The 14559-nt window shown below is 39.2% G+C and carries 19 protein-coding genes and 1 pseudogene; 14 read left to right on the forward strand and 6 right to left on the reverse strand.

Annotated elements, in window-relative coordinates:
* Positions 1-19 precede the first annotated feature (19 nt).
* Complete coding sequence (locus ACFN7Z_RS10525; RefSeq protein ID WP_004980513.1) at positions 20-250, reverse strand: Cro/CI family transcriptional regulator; 231 nt, start codon at positions 248-250, stop codon at positions 20-22.
* 125 nt (positions 251-375) lie between these two features.
* Between ACFN7Z_RS10525 and ACFN7Z_RS10530 the strand changes: the two genes are divergently transcribed.
* The 13 genes from ACFN7Z_RS10530 to ACFN7Z_RS10590 all read left to right on the forward strand — a co-directional run bounded on the left by ACFN7Z_RS10530 (position 376) and on the right by ACFN7Z_RS10590 (position 8603).
* On the forward strand, positions 376-1101 hold the full coding sequence (locus ACFN7Z_RS10530) for a S24 family peptidase (RefSeq protein WP_004980515.1): 726 nt from the start codon (positions 376-378) through the stop codon (positions 1099-1101).
* A 60-nt stretch (positions 1102-1161) separates the two neighbouring features.
* A complete protein-coding gene (locus tag ACFN7Z_RS10535) occupies positions 1162-1464 on the forward strand; it encodes a hypothetical protein (RefSeq protein ID WP_159151755.1) in 303 nt (100 codons plus the stop codon).
* Positions 1465-1606: 142 nt separating this feature from the next.
* Positions 1607-2560 (forward strand): ABC-three component system protein, encoded by a 954-nt coding sequence (locus ACFN7Z_RS10540; RefSeq protein WP_228275919.1) that lies wholly within the window; start codon positions 1607-1609, stop codon positions 2558-2560.
* Positions 2529-2792, forward strand: a complete 264-nt coding sequence (locus ACFN7Z_RS10545; protein WP_228275920.1) for an ABC-three component system middle component 6 — start codon at positions 2529-2531, stop codon at positions 2790-2792. Before ACFN7Z_RS10540 ends, ACFN7Z_RS10545 begins: the two co-directional genes overlap by 32 nt.
* Positions 2765-4516, forward strand: coding sequence for a DUF2326 domain-containing protein (locus ACFN7Z_RS10550; protein WP_228275921.1), 1752 nt, complete (start codon positions 2765-2767; stop codon positions 4514-4516). The genes ACFN7Z_RS10545 and ACFN7Z_RS10550 overlap by 28 nt, the downstream gene beginning before the upstream one ends.
* Before the next feature lie 221 nt (positions 4517-4737).
* A complete protein-coding gene (locus ACFN7Z_RS10555; protein WP_159151757.1) occupies positions 4738-5166 on the forward strand; it encodes a hypothetical protein in 429 nt (142 codons plus the stop codon).
* On the forward strand, positions 5166-5474 hold the full coding sequence (locus ACFN7Z_RS10560) for a hypothetical protein (protein ID WP_159151758.1): 309 nt from the start codon (positions 5166-5168) through the stop codon (positions 5472-5474). The genes ACFN7Z_RS10555 and ACFN7Z_RS10560 overlap by 1 nt, the downstream gene beginning before the upstream one ends.
* Positions 5475-5518: 44 nt before the next feature.
* Positions 5519-6193, forward strand: coding sequence for a hypothetical protein (locus ACFN7Z_RS10565; protein ID WP_058869364.1), 675 nt, complete (start codon positions 5519-5521; stop codon positions 6191-6193).
* Positions 6194-6223: 30 nt separating this feature from the next.
* Positions 6224-6961 (forward strand): hypothetical protein, encoded by a 738-nt coding sequence (locus ACFN7Z_RS10570; protein WP_130234750.1) that lies wholly within the window; start codon positions 6224-6226, stop codon positions 6959-6961.
* A gap of 12 nt (positions 6962-6973) precedes the next feature.
* Entirely contained in the window at positions 6974-7651 is a 678-nt protein-coding gene (locus tag ACFN7Z_RS10575) for a 3'-5' exonuclease (protein WP_159151759.1), read from the forward strand.
* Between the two features lie 109 nt (positions 7652-7760).
* Positions 7761-8153, forward strand: coding sequence for a hypothetical protein (locus ACFN7Z_RS10580; protein ID WP_159151760.1), 393 nt, complete (start codon positions 7761-7763; stop codon positions 8151-8153).
* A complete protein-coding gene (locus ACFN7Z_RS10585; RefSeq protein WP_004693794.1) occupies positions 8146-8355 on the forward strand; it encodes a hypothetical protein in 210 nt (69 codons plus the stop codon). Before ACFN7Z_RS10580 ends, ACFN7Z_RS10585 begins: the two co-directional genes overlap by 8 nt.
* Positions 8352-8603 (forward strand): hypothetical protein, encoded by a 252-nt coding sequence (locus tag ACFN7Z_RS10590; RefSeq protein ID WP_004693796.1) that lies wholly within the window; start codon positions 8352-8354, stop codon positions 8601-8603. The genes ACFN7Z_RS10585 and ACFN7Z_RS10590 overlap by 4 nt, the downstream gene beginning before the upstream one ends.
* Here the strand turns inward: ACFN7Z_RS10590 and ACFN7Z_RS10595 are convergent.
* The 4 genes and pseudogenes from ACFN7Z_RS10595 to ACFN7Z_RS10610 all read right to left on the reverse strand — a co-directional run bounded on the left by ACFN7Z_RS10595 (position 8592) and on the right by ACFN7Z_RS10610 (position 12207).
* Positions 8592-9815 carry a tyrosine-type recombinase/integrase gene (locus tag ACFN7Z_RS10595; protein ID WP_395441742.1) on the reverse strand — a complete coding sequence of 408 codons (1224 nt, stop codon included), beginning with the start codon at positions 9813-9815 and terminating at the stop codon, positions 8592-8594. The genes ACFN7Z_RS10590 and ACFN7Z_RS10595 overlap by 12 nt on opposite strands.
* 212 nt (positions 9816-10027) lie before the next feature.
* A pseudogene (locus ACFN7Z_RS10600) lies at positions 10028-10093 on the reverse strand (hypothetical protein); the annotation flags it as partial.
* 145 nt (positions 10094-10238) lie between these two features.
* Positions 10239-10715 carry a thioesterase family protein gene (locus tag ACFN7Z_RS10605; protein WP_010326440.1) on the reverse strand — a complete coding sequence of 159 codons (477 nt, stop codon included), beginning with the start codon at positions 10713-10715 and terminating at the stop codon, positions 10239-10241.
* A 112-nt stretch (positions 10716-10827) separates the two neighbouring features.
* Positions 10828-12207 carry a Do family serine endopeptidase gene (locus tag ACFN7Z_RS10610; protein WP_010326439.1) on the reverse strand — a complete coding sequence of 460 codons (1380 nt, stop codon included), beginning with the start codon at positions 12205-12207 and terminating at the stop codon, positions 10828-10830.
* A 230-nt stretch (positions 12208-12437) separates the two neighbouring features.
* Here ACFN7Z_RS10610 and nadB point away from each other — a divergent pair, with 230 nt between their 5' ends.
* On the forward strand, positions 12438-14072 hold the full coding sequence (nadB, locus tag ACFN7Z_RS10615; protein WP_035330439.1) for an L-aspartate oxidase: 1635 nt from the start codon (positions 12438-12440) through the stop codon (positions 14070-14072).
* A 45-nt stretch (positions 14073-14117) separates the two neighbouring features.
* Here nadB and ACFN7Z_RS10620 read toward each other — a convergent pair whose 3' ends face one another.
* The gene (locus ACFN7Z_RS10620) at positions 14118-14534 is read right to left on the reverse strand and encodes a PaaI family thioesterase (protein WP_010326437.1); all 417 of its coding nucleotides are present in this window, start codon (positions 14532-14534) and stop codon (positions 14118-14120) included.
* Positions 14535-14559: the final 25 nt, after the last annotated feature.

Here is a 14559-nt window from a genome sequence, read left to right on the forward strand (position 1 = left end):
TTGACAAAGTGATAATTGGTTATATTGCCAATTGCTTGAAATCATTAAGAGATGGACATAACTCAACCGCTTTGAATTTTCCATCTGTCGCCGCCTGGGCTCTCATCGCAACGATCTCAGACATTCTTTTTGAGCCTCGCACCCAGCCAGACACTGCTGGTTGTTTGACCCCAAGGGCTTTTGCTGTATTTTCCTGCCCACCAAAATGGGTTACGAGCAACTGGAAAATATTATTTGTGTTGTTACTCATAGTTATATCCTCACTAGATATAACCAATATTATAACTATAGTTATTTTTAGTCAATAACTATAACTATTTGAACTCATATAACCAAGGTTATATATTTGTTATTAAGATTTTGAGGTTCTGAAAGATGGAATTAAAAGACAGGCTTAAGCAGTCAAGAAAGCGTGCGGGGAAAACCCAAGCAGAAGTAGCGGAAGCTGTGAAAATGTCTCAGCCTGCATATCAGGCCTTAGAATCTGGTCGAAATCTGAAATCATCTTTCCTTCCACTGATTGCTAATTTTTTAAATGTTGACCCTCTATGGTTAACAACTGGTAGTGAATCAACTCCAGAAAAAAGCAATGCCGATATATCTGCGATGGAGGTTAGTATCTATCAATCTGGCGATCCCGTTCCAGATGGATACGTAGCTATTGATTATTATGATGATGTATTTGTGAGTGCTGGCAATGGCTACTTAAATTTAGAAAAGCCAAGCAACAATAAGATGCTTTTCCCTGTTGATCTAATTAAAGAATGTAATGTTCAACCATCCGCAACCAAGGTAATCCATGTCCGCGGAGAGAGTATGTTTCCTAAATTAAAAGATGGACAGGCCATATCAATTGATATGTCTGCTAGAACCATTTACGACGGGGAAATTTATGCTTTTCAGGTTGGGGATGATACAAAAATTAAATACTTGTTTAATTGGAGTGATGAAGGTAAGGGTGGCTTTAAGGCTGTCTCAGCAAACCCTGATAAAAATCAATTTCCTGACGAATACTACTCCCCTAGCAAAATAGAATCAGAAGGTATAACTATATTAGGGCAGTACTGGTGGAAACAGGTTGTAAAGCGAGTTAGACGCTAGGGCTAGGCTAGTGTAAGACCGCTTTCCCAGGCAATGATAATTCTAAAAGAGGAAAGCATAATGATAGCAACACTTAATAAATCCAAAACTGCGCTAACAATTAATCGTCAAGAATTCAAATTGGCATTAGAAAAAATTGGTGCAGGAATTGATAAACAAATAGCCTCGCTTAAAAAAGCTAAACAAAGCTATGAGGCTGCTGAAATAGCACGTGAGGTCATTAGTGAAGCAAATATCTTTGAAGCTATTATTGAGGGCTTTAACGAAGCAGAAGAGACTAATCTAAAGTTGGCGGACATAACCAATCTTGAAGTGGCACAAGGATGGATAGATGAGTTTTTAGAAAAGTATTCTGCCCTCTAAACCCCCTATCATTTTTTGTTGGCTGGATGAATAAAAAAGCCGCTATATGCGGCTTAGTCTAAATTGTGCTGGCATATTTAAATTTACTCAATATAACCACCAATCCTTATAGAACTTTTAAAATGAATTTGGAATTAAACGTATGTCAAACTCTATCGCTATATTACGTCTTTTTTTTAAACTAAAAGTTTATCAAACATCGGGAATGGACTTCCAAGTCTTTTTCTCAACAATCATGAGTAACTTGGATCCTGATTTTGTGGGAATTAAACCTCATGGGAATTGGGGAGATGGAGGAAATGATGGGTGTAATCCAAGAACTAAGCATTATTATCAAATTTACGCTCCTTTAGCCTCAACAACTACAAACCCTATAGCTGAGTTCAACAAAGCAGTTACCGACTATGGAAAGTTAATTCAAAAATGGGGTGAAGTTAAGGGTTATAGTTTTGTTATCAATGATAAATTTACCCAGATACCAGCCCCACTACAAAGTAATTTTCAAAATTTCATTGAAGAGCAGGTTATACCCGACGGGAGGATTATTTGTTCTTTCCAACTACAAAAATTATTCATGAAATTAGAGGAGGATATGAAGTTAGATGTTTTAGGAATGTATTGCGTTGATGAAAGCTTGAGTTCTGACTTTGAACCCACCCTTGTAGGGGAATTGATTGATTATCTAATTGAGAATGCTGACAACTCTTTTAATTTTCTAACAGGTGAGGCGCCAAATTTTGATGAAAAAATCACTTTCAACAACTTATCAGATCTTTTGGCAGCCCGATTAATCTCTAACTACGCAGAAGTATATAAAATAAATGATTTTTTAGATGTACAGGGTGATGATTTATCTCAAAGTTTATCTTTAAGCATAAATAAAATTTACAAAGAAATAAGCTCTTCAATCCCCTTAGAGGACGAAGAAAGAAGCTCCTTGATCTACCTCGCTTTGAGAGAAGCATTAATTCCAAAATTTGCAAAGAAAGATAAACTTTCAAAAAGAAGCTATACTTCTATAGCTGAAATTATTATTGCTAAATTTTTTTCAACATGTGATGTCTATGAAGATCCAAACAGCCTTAATGCCACATAAGCATGTCAGATTTTCTGGTTCCTTAATTGGAATCGCGGGTTACGTTCGTCAGTTTTTGGATGTTCCGATTTCTATTGATGGTTTGTGGGCTAGAATTGAAGCAGAAAAAAATCCTTTATTTAAAATAGACTTCACTCAATTGATTTTTTCTTTAGATATTCTGATGTTTATTCAAGAGATTTACCTGAATGAGCATGGCATGCTATGCACCAAACACTTGGTAAAACAATGAAACTAATAAAGCTATCTTGTAATCAACCCGAGTTTCGAACGATTAATTTTAATCCAGAAGGCTTAACAATTATTTTGGGAACCAAGGGTGACGATAAAGAGTCTTCGGTTAATGGAGTGGGTAAAACTCAATCCCTACGTTTAATCAATTTTTGCTTAGGGGCAAAGAGCACGAATTCTTTAGCAAAAACTCTTGCACATGCAGTACCTACTTGGATCTTCAAATTAGAAATCGAAGTCAATAAGGTTGCCCATGTTATAGAGCGATCAGGTAACTCAAAATTAATACGACTCAACAACCAAGATATAAAGCTTACAAAGCTTCAAGAATGGCTTGATTTATCAGGTATTTTTCCAAAAACGAATGAGTATAAATATTTATCATTTAGGTCTCTTTTTAAGAGATTTACACGAACTGAAAAATCTGACTGCTTGAATCCTTTGTTTATAGAAAAAGAAAGTGATTACTCATCATTGATTAACAATGCTTATTTGTTAGGCTTAGATTTAAATTTAATTAATGAAAAATTTAATTTAAAAGAAAAGGTTAAGGCAAATACAGCTACTCAAAAGCTCTTAAAACAAGATTCTTATCTTAGTGAAGTTGTAAAAACCGGGGCAAATCCAACAGCTAGAAAGGAATTTCTAGAAAAAACAATACCTAATCTTGAAAAAAATTTACAAAACTACTCTATTGCTGAGGATTACCATCAAATTGAGAAAGATATTGAATCCCTTACTGAGCAATCACGAGGTATTCAAAGAAATATTTCCGCTTTAAATTTCAAAATTATTAGCATCAATAAAAGCATTGAACAAACACCAGATATTAGCAATCAAGATTTATTAGATCTATATACAGGGCTTCAACACTTATTTAAACCTGAAGCCCTTGCCCATTTTTCAACTGTACAAAAGTTTCATGATGATTTAACCATCAATAGAAAGACCAAACTTGAAAAGGAAAAACTGGGGATTATTGCCGAAATAGAAGAGCTAAAGAATACACATAATGTTATTTCCCATAAGAGGGATAAAAAGCTAGCCTTCCTAAAGGATAAGCACGCCCTTGATGAGTATATAGCGATTGCGAAAGAATTGTCTTCACTTCAGGAGGAGCTGGAGCATCTAAAAAAATACTTATCGATTAATGATGATATAAAACAGCAGAACTTATCAATTAAAGGACAAATTATTAAGTCGATTTCGCTCGCTTTAGAGTATCTGAAGTCAGATCCATTAGGGATCCTTAGCTTGAAATTCCAAGAAATAACTTCAAAGCTTTACCCTAAATATAGTTCTGGCGTTTATATCACTTTAAATGATAGTGAAAATAATATGCTTATGTATGATCTAGCTGTAGAGCTTCAAACTGATAGTTCTGATGGTGTAGCCAACGCAAAGATCATCTCATACGATTGGTTAATTTTCATGCATGGATTTCATAATATGAACTTACTTTGGCATGATAATCGTTTTTTTGCAGATATAGATTCGGGAGAATTAGCTAAATGGTTTGAATACACTGCTAGCGAACTTATAAATACTAAAAAGCAATATGTTACAACTATAAATATCAATAACTACGAAGATATGAAGCGCTATTTAAGTGATGAACAAAAGATAGAGTTTGATAACAAGGTGGTAATCAAGCTTTTAAGTGACGAATCTAAGAATAAACTTTTAGGAATAGATTTTGACAAGCAAAGAAAATTAAGCAGCTAAGATTAAAAACTCCAAACAACCCACCCCAGCGGTGGGTTTTCTTTTGTCTATTAAAACATAAAAATTCTTACAACTATAATTTTATATAACTTTAGATATATTTTACTTGCTTTTCTATTGACTATAAAAATAACTATAGTTATATTTATCTCACAGACATTAAAAAAGCACTCAAGACTTCGAACCCTTTGAGTGCTTTTACAGAAACTGCGAGATCAATTATGAACAAAACCTTATCCCCTTTCAATACCATCAAGATATCTCTTGGTGTAGCTGCTGTAACAATAGGCGTGCTTAGCTGTGGGTTTAAAACTGCACCACAGGCTGCTCAACCAATAGTTGCCAATGTAGCACCTTCTGAATATCAGCTTCTTGCATTACGTATGACTGGTGATAACCACGGCGAAGCGGTTATTCGCTTAGATGGTTTCCGCGTTACTGCACGTTTTGAAGTTGAAGCATTTGAAGACAGCTACGGCGTACCAGGTAGTGAATTCACCGCTGTAGACGTAACCAGCCTTGATGAAGTGACCGTTTCAGATGCCCTAGGCAATCCATACAACGACTTCACAAACCACATCGATCATCAGAACTTCAATGCCCTCATCAAAGGCTATATCGAAAAACATCGTTTAGTGGAGGCAGGCTAATGACTACTTCTACTCAAAAGTTTTCCGAGTTCATCAGCCAAGATGACGAAGGCAACATTCGTATGCGTCTAGGCCATTCAACCTACTTTGAAAAAGGTCGCCATATTTATGTAGTGAATAAGGATGGTACCGAACAGTTAATCACTCTTGAGGTCCATGTTTCCAAGCCTTGGATCCGTGAAAACTTTGAACGTGAACGCACATTCCAACGTAAGAAGAACTTAGCAATCGCCCTACAACGTACACATATTCCACTTCGTGAACGGCGTGAGTACAAGCGTCGCGCAGGTTGGGTTGGTGCTCGATAGCAACCAATCCTCCCCTTTAAATAATGAATAGTGAGTAATGAATAATGAGTATTGCAACTTTAATCCTTGGTCAGTCTGGTACTGGTAAATCTACAAGCTTAAGAAACTTGGACCCGCGAAATGTGCTGTTAATTCAAGTAATCAAAAAGCCGTTACCGTTTCGTTCACCTAATTGGAAATACATCACACCCGAAAATAAACAGGGTTCGATTTTGGTCTCTGATAACCCTCAATTCATCATTAATGTAATTAATGGATCTAAGCGCCCAATCATTATTATTGATGACTTTCAGTATGTTATGGCGAATGAGTTCATGCGTCGCAGTTCTGAAAAGAGCTTTGATAAGTTCACCGAGATCGGCCGCAATGCATGGGATGTGTTCAACGCAGCAATTAATGCCCATGACCATAAGCGCGTATACCTTTTAAGTCATACCGAAGAAGACGCTCAAGGTAAAACCAAGATCAAAACTATTGGGAAGATGCTAGACGAGAAAATCACTCTTGAGGGCATGGTAACCACTTGCCTTCAGACTGCGGTGATTAATGGTCAATACGTATTCCAGACTAAAAACAATGGCAATTCGACTGTTAAGTCCCCTGATGGCTTGTTTGAAACTGACCATATTGAAAACGATTTAAACCATGTGGATGTGGCGATTTGCGAATTCTATGGCATCCCGAACCCTCAAATTCAAACACAAGACCAATCTGCTTAATAACCTAAATTTAAACTTGGAGTAATTTTCATGAATCAGCAATACAAACAATTTGGCTTTAACCCTGACTCAGCAAAGCAAGCAGACAGCAGTCTACGTATTGAAGAAGCTGGTAAATATGTTGGTGTGATTAAGCATATGGAATTTATCACAGCGAAATCAGGTACAACTGGTTTTGAAATTGAATTTGAAACAGACAATAAAGAATCTGCTTCATTTTCTATTTGGACCGAGAAAAAAGACGGTACTCCATTGGGTGGAGTTCACAAAATTAATGCACTGCTTGCTTGTGTTGGTGCTCGTGGTCTAACACCAACAAATGCACCTTTAGAGAAATATGACTTTGACGCTAAAGAGCGTATTACTAAAAATTGTGTAGTAGCCCCTGAAGTGGCTAACCAGCGTATTGGTTTTCTTCTGCAGCGAGAAAATTACCAAAATGACAACGGTGAATGGAAACACCAGATGAATTTCTTCTCTTGTTTTCACGCTCAAAGTGAGCTGATGGCCAAGGAAATTATTGAACGTAAAACTACACCTGAGGCACTACCAAAATCACTTGCTTCGCTTATGTCTAACCCTATTACGACACGTAAGCCTAAAAACAACAATGGTGGTGGCTACCAACAAAATAATGGTGGTGGTTATGGTGGAAGTAACCAGGGTTTTAACCAGAACAATGGTTACAACCAAGGCGGGTTTGATGGTTATTACGATGATGTGCCACCAGTGTTAGGTGCCAACCAGCAAGATGATTTTCCGTACTGAGGTTAATTGGCTATGAATGCATTGATTTTAGACACTGAAACTCACGACCTGAATGGTTACCCGATTGAGATTGCTTACGCACCTTGCTCTTTTGAGCAAGGGGTGTTGGTAATCAACCAAGGGGACGTTTTTGATGAGTACTTCTCATGCCCTGAGCCTATCGCTCTGGGTGCTTTAGCAACGCACCACATTCTTGAAGCTGATATTGCTGAAAAGCCAAGCTTTGACACATTCAAGATGCCTCAAGATGTCCAATACCTAATTGGACACAATATTGATTATGACATTAAAGCTATTCAGAAATGCCAGCCAGACTTCACTGTCAAAGGTATTTGCACGTTGGCTTTATGTCGCATGGTATGGCCTGAATTGCCACACACATTAAGCGCAATGTACTACCACGTTATGGATGATTTGGAGCTTGCACGAAAACACCTTCGACATGCCCACAATGCTAAAGCTGACATCTATTTCACTGGTGTAATTCTAAAAACATTAGTAGAGCAGCTGGGCATTAAAGACATGAACTCTCTGTACATCATGTCAGAAACTGCCCGTATACCGAAGTACATAACTTTTGGAAAGCATAAAGGTGCTGCCATTAAAGACCTTGATCCAAGTTATGTGACTTGGTTGCTACGTCAAGATGATTTAGATCCTTACCTGCGTAAAGCAATTGAGGTGGCGTGATGGAAATTCGCAATACTTAAAACGCGATAAATAAATATTTCGAGCAATTATTTGCGCAATTTAAACAATAAATCAGGTTTTTGCGCAGATGTTTGCTCAGGAGAGTGTGATGGATATTAAAAAATTAAAAGCTGAATTTGAGAAGCTTAAATATGTTGAGGAGAAGCTCGAGTATCTTAGCTTTGACGAGCACTTAGGTTGTTATGTTGAGAAGAATAACGGCATGCCTGTTGGATTGGCGGCATGGGTAAATGGCGCGCTTTATGGGTTTAATCAAGCCAAAGCAGTGCCTGAAGGGTTTGTAGTTGTGGCTAAAGAATTACCTGAGAAAATTGCTGAAAAAATGGCTATTGATCGCATTGATAAGCCAATACATGAAAATAATCCTGTTTGGAGCGAAATTGCAGAAGAATCATATAAGAATCAGGTCAAATTAAAAAAGTGGGGATTTTGGCGTGATTACAAAGCTATGATCGAAGCACAGGAGCCAACCAATGACTAACCTCCAACACATCGCCCAAGACCTTGCCGAAGAATTCGCACCACTCGTTATAGGTCAATCAGGCACAACCAAAACATTCACGGCGGAGCAAGCCTCTGCCCTTTATCACATCCTTGTAAGTTTTGGATATAAGGATGAATGCAAGGGCTTGGATACCAAATTACCGTTTGAGTTAATTGATATTAAGAAGGAGGTATTATGAATAAGTTTGAAGGAATGACTATTAAAGAGGCGCTTTGTTCACGCCCAGTACTAAAAACCCCCGACTTAGAGGAAATTTTTGGTAGGTCGTCACGAACTCTAAACCGTTGGCAGAATGGTGAGCTTTATGAAAACCCAATGCCTAAACCCTTTTCTGAATGCAGAGGCGCAGGAAATAACTATGACTCTGGCAAACTTTTGGGTTGGTATGAGTCATGGCCACTACAAAAAAAAGCGCTAGTTATCTAGCGCTTCATTCTTCCAAATTGATTCCAGTCTCTCCATCCACTTCTCGTAGGCTTCTTTCTGCTCAGATAGATAATCATGCTTATCGTATGTACCCCATATCTTTGGAAGCGCATGCCCCAACATGATTTCACATACGTGAGGCTGTGCAATTGTTGACATATTGGTACGCATAGTTCTACGAAGATCGTGTACAGACCAGTGCTCCAGATCAACACCTTTATGCCTCTTAAGCCATTGCAAAATGTTGTTTGGCATTGTGAGATGGGATGTCTCACCTAGCGGCCTTGTAGTCCCATCAATTGTAAACAAGTACTCAGAACCTTGGCTGAATTCCATTGCTTCAAGCAAGTAAGGTTTAATGTTTTCCGTAATTGGCCTTAAGATCGGCTTTTTACTCTTCTTCCCTGTTTTGTGATTTTCAGGAGGAACAGTCCATATCATCTCTTTTAAATCAAAATGAGATTTTTTAGCAAGCTTAAGCTCACCCACACGGCAGCCGTAGATAATCAAGAGTGTTAGAAACAGCTTATTTTTATAAGTCATCTTGGTTCGCTTTAGGGCATACCAAGTTAAATAGATTTCCTTGTCACTCAGCGCTCGTTCTTTTACGCCTTTTTCAATACGCAGGTCATGTTTGGCTGAAACATTCATTAGGTGATTGACTGAGATTAAACCGCGCTTCTGCCCCCACTTGAGGCACTGGTTTGCATTAATCAAAAGACGGGCAGAAATAGAAGGTGATTTCTTTGCTACATCCTCCAGTAATGAAAGCCACTGATATGCGCTTATATCATCACTATTCTGCTTTCCAATAGCTGGAAGCACGTATATCTCAAAAGAGCGCTTTATCTCATTATGACTAGATTTATTGGGTACACAGAATTTCTCATACCATTCATAAAACAAAGTCTCTAGTGTGTATGCATCTCTAATGCTCACCTTCTCTTTCAATCTTACCTGTTTTGGATCAAGCCCTTTTTCAAGTTCTGCTCTAAGACGATCTGATTCTAAGCGTGCATTTTTCAATGTTAAATTTGGATATGAGCCAAGATCTAGTCGATGCTGCTTGCCGTTATACCTGTAGCGTAGCTGAAAAACGATTTTACCTTTCGGAGTAATACGAACGCTCATAGCATCGCGATCGGCGAACTCTTCTATTTTTTCTCTATCTTTACCAAGTTGAGCTTTTAGCCAAGCCTCTGAAATCGCCATATATCACCATGTACACACTAGATCCGCAAAACTTGTGCCATATTGCTAAATATGTACACGGTTGTGTACATATTTAGGTTGGCTCATAGTTTCCATTAGTGTTTCATTGTGTCTTATAGTGACGCATAAAAAAAGCCTAATTAAAGGCTTTTATTGAGTTTCATGGCTTAATGCGTCGAGTTGTGTCTTATAGCTTCTTAATGTCAGTCATAAATGTGAGCAATAATACTGAAATTACGGATATTTTTAATATCAACAGATTTTTTAGCTTGCGCCATGGGCTACCTTGAACAAAATGAAGCGTTATGCAGACAAATTTCGATGCACAACAAAAGCCGAATAGAAATTGCGAAGGATTATAACAGATGGTTTTTTTAAAGTATCCATATTAATACGCTTCCTTTTCACAACTCTGACGCTTTTTTACGTGTTTTCGCTTTTCACTGGGCTTTTTGAATAATCCATTGAAAAATCTAGGGCATTCACATCTTTTGCAAGCGGTTGGTAAGCTTGAGTAAAACTGGGTGACATACGTTTCGCACGTCCTGTTTCAATCTCTACGCAAGCCCACTTGGTTTGAGCAACAAATAAAATGCTATTGTCTTTGGGTCTATAAAACACATATTGGCGTGATGAATATAATGCGTTTATATCGTCAAACCATGTGCGTAAGATTATTTCATCCTCTTTAAATGCAGCTTTTCGGTACTGCACATGATGCTCAACCGCGACCATGGCATGTTTTAACTCGATATATTCTTTTAAGCCTAAACCCAATGCATCAATATGTGCTGTTGCGACATCCTGCATCCAATGCATATAAACCACATTATTCACATGGCCTAACTGGTCGATATGTTCTGCTTGTACCTGAAGTCTTAAGTCAAAAATACTACTCATAAACACTCTATTGAATCTAAATATCCTTATGAAGATGGAAGTGTACGCAAATAACAGACATCATCAAATTGCAAAAAATAAAAAACCACTCCAAAGAGTGGTTTTTTTTCGCTTATTGGATGCGCATCCCTAAAATGGCTGGTGTGCCTTGTCGGATGATTCCAACGCGGGCAACCTGACCTTTTTTCAATTCAGATGCCGCTTGGACAAAATCATTGGTGTCGTTTACGACTTTACTATTAATGTGAGTGACCACATCACCAGCCGCCATACCTGACTGTGCTGCTGCGCCGCCACGTTTCACTTCTTGAATTAACACACCACCTTTCACATTGAGTTGTGACAATTCAGCAGGTGCTAAATTTCGGATAGCAATACCTAAGACAGGTCCTTTACTTTGTGTGACTGTGTCTGATTTTGCAGGTGTATCATCTGGTGCAGTAGTTAATGTTGCCGATATATTCCGCTTTTTATCATCACGCAGTACTTCAAGCTGTACCGTTTGATTTGGCATGGTACGATTTAAATAGTTCAATAACTCAGAGGTACGTGAAATCGGCGTTCCATTGAATTTTAAAATAATATCGCCTGCTTTTAGTCCCGCTTTCTGCGCAGGTGAATTTGGCTGAACATTAGTAATCAGTGAACCTTCAGGTTTTGGCAAATTATAAGACTCTGCCAAATTTCGATCTAGATCTTGTAGATTGAAGCCTAAATAAGAGCGCGTAACTTTACCTGTTTTCTTAAGTTGGTCAGCAATATCCATTGCGACATCAATGGGAATCGAGAAAGACAGCCCCATATAACCGCCCGTACCACTGAAGATACGCGAGTTCACTCCAACCACTTCACCCTGCTGGTTAAATAACGGACCACCTGAGTTTCCTGGGTTGAGAGCCACATCGGTTTGAATGAAGGGTACCGATGTCTCCCCCATCATATTACGCATTTTCGCACTCACGATTCCCGCTGAAGCCGAGTAATCAAAACCAAACGGTGAACCGATCGCAAGCACAGGTTCGCCTACGCGCAGTTGATCAACATTGCCTGCGCGGAGTGATGGAAAATTCGTACCATTCACCTTAAGCAAGGCCACATCAGTTCGTTCATCACTACCTACCACAGTCGCATCCAGTTCACGACGGTCATTAAACATAATCGTGACTTTCGATGCATCTTCTACGACGTGGTGGTTTGTCAGTAAATACCCATCTTTACTAATAAAAAATGCGCTGCCATAAGCCGTTTTTTCTTGCGGCGCTTGCTGCTGCGGAATAATGACTTGATTACCAAAAAAACGCTTCAAAATCTCAGGTATTTGCTGCTGCAATAACTCTTCTTGAGTCATCTTTTTAACCACATTTACACTCACTACCGCAGGGCTGACTTGCTCAACCAAGTTTGAGAAATCAACAGGTGCTGCTTGTGTTTGCACCGTAGCCATTGTGCATGCAACAGCAAAAAAACCAGTTTGTATCGCGCGACTTTTCATATCAAGTATTGACCTATATGCTTGTTATCAGTTTATGTATTAGCGTTTTTAGCATAATCTTTGTCTATCTTGGGTAATAATATGTTCTATTATGTTTGTATAAACAAGAGCTTAAAATTTGCTTAAAAAATACGTTCTTTATTTATATTTCCCATCAATTGTAGAGATTTTACTCTTGCCTTTTCGTGAAAAAAGCGCTGTCATTAGCGAACTTTTTTCCAAATTAGCTGATGGACATGTCTAATTTAAACACAACACATCATTTTGATGTGATTATTGTGGGAAGTGGCGGTGCAGGCCTGAGCTTAGCCTTATCGTTGCCTCAACATTTCAATATTGCTGTTCTTGCAAAATCAAACCTGACCGATGCAAGTACCTTCTATGCGCAAGGTGGCGTTGCCGCTGTTTTAGATGAAACGGATTCCATCGAACAGCACATTGATGACACCATGATTGCGGGCGCTCACTTGTGCGAGACCGAAGCCGTAAAGCAAACCGTTGAAGGTGGTAAACCTTCTGTTGATTTTCTATTGAAACACGGCGTGCAGTTTACCCTTGATGATCAAGAACAGTTGCATCTAACACGTGAAGGTGGACACTCTCAACGCCGTATTATTCATGCCGCAGATGCTACAGGTCGAGCCATTTCAACTACCTTAGTGGAACGTGCGATTGAAAAAGATAACATCACCATTTTTGAGAATTACATTGCCATCGATTTAATTACCTCTCAAAAACTGGGCTTAGAAGAACAAAATCGTGCATTAGGCCTCTATGCACTCGATGAAAAGACTGAAAAAGTCCATACCTTTTTAGCACCCTTTACCGCGCTGGCGTGTGGCGGTGCCATGAAAGCCTATCTGTATACCTCGAACCCAGACATTGCAACGGGCGATGGTATTGCCATGGCGTTTCGTGCGGGTTGCCGCGTGGCCAATATGGAATTTAACCAATTCCACCCGACCTGTTTATACCACCCGCAAGCACGCTCTTTCCTCATTACCGAAGCAATGCGTGGTGAAGGTGCTTATTTACGTTTACCCGATGGCGAACGCTTTATGTTGCGCTTTGATGAACGTGCAGAACTTGCTCCACGTGACATTGTGGCGCGAGCGATTGACTATGAAATTAAACGTTTAGGTATTCGTCACGTTTGGCTCGACATTAGCCATAAGCCCGAAAGTTTCATTAAAGAACATTTCCCAACCCTGTACGCACGCTTACTTGAACTCAGCATCGACATTACCAAGGAAATGATTCCTGTTGTTCCTGCTGCGCACTATACCTGTGGCGGTGTGGTGGTTGATGAACATAGTCAAACTGACATTGCAGGCCTCTATGCGATTGGGGAAACCTCATATACTGGCTTGCATGGCGCCAACCGTATGGCCAGTAACTCACTATTAGAGTGTTTTGTGTATGGCATGAGTGCAGCAGAACACATCGAAAAAAGTTTTGATATAACTTACCAATCTCCTACTGCCCCATCTTGGGATGACTCACAAGTGATGAATCCTGATGAAGATGTGGTGATTTTGCAAAACTGGGATGAACTCCGTCAAACCATGTGGAACTACGTCGGCATTGTGCGTACTACGAAACGTCTTGAACGTGCGCTACACCGCATTGAAATGTTGAAGCGGGAAATTACCGAGTATTACCAAGATTACCAAGTCAGCAAAAATCTGATTGAACTGCGCAATTTAGTTTTAGTCTCTGAAATGATCGTGCGCTGTGCCATGGAGCGTAAAGAATCGCGTGGTCTACACTACACTTTAGATTACCCTGAACTGTCGAATGAACTGCGTAAAACCGTACTCACCCCTTTCAATTTTAAAGTTGAAACCCCTTTAGTGAATAACTAATTTAAAAAAAGCCTGATTCGTCAGGCTTTTTTATTCAGACATTTTTTAGGATTTGGGTGGAATAGAATAAGTTCCTACCACATGTGCAATGGGTTCATCCTTACCCACTGAATACAACCACACATCCCCAACCACCAATGCTTTGCCAACTTTCATTAACTTACATTCACCGCGGATATTTGTTGAAGCTGCGGGTTTACTTAGAAAGTTGACCGATAAATTGGTGGTCACGGTTAAACCGACCAGCCCAATTTCCCCTAAAATGGCGATATACAATGCATAGTCTGCAAGAGTCATCATGGTTGGGCCTGAAACCGTCCCACCCGGTCTCAAATCGCGCTCATCTACCTGATACACGACTGTTGCTGCGCGCTCAGTGACAGATTCGATACGACATTTTTCTAAACTTTGCGGGAATTCCTTTTCTAAAAAAGCCACAATCTCAGTTAAGTTACTTTTCATTTTTCCTTCAACATTCAGTCCTTTG

The sequence above is a fragment of the Acinetobacter sp. P1332 genome (assembly GCF_044057475.1).
GTDB classification, from domain to species: Bacteria; Pseudomonadota; Gammaproteobacteria; order Pseudomonadales; family Moraxellaceae; genus Acinetobacter; species Acinetobacter johnsonii.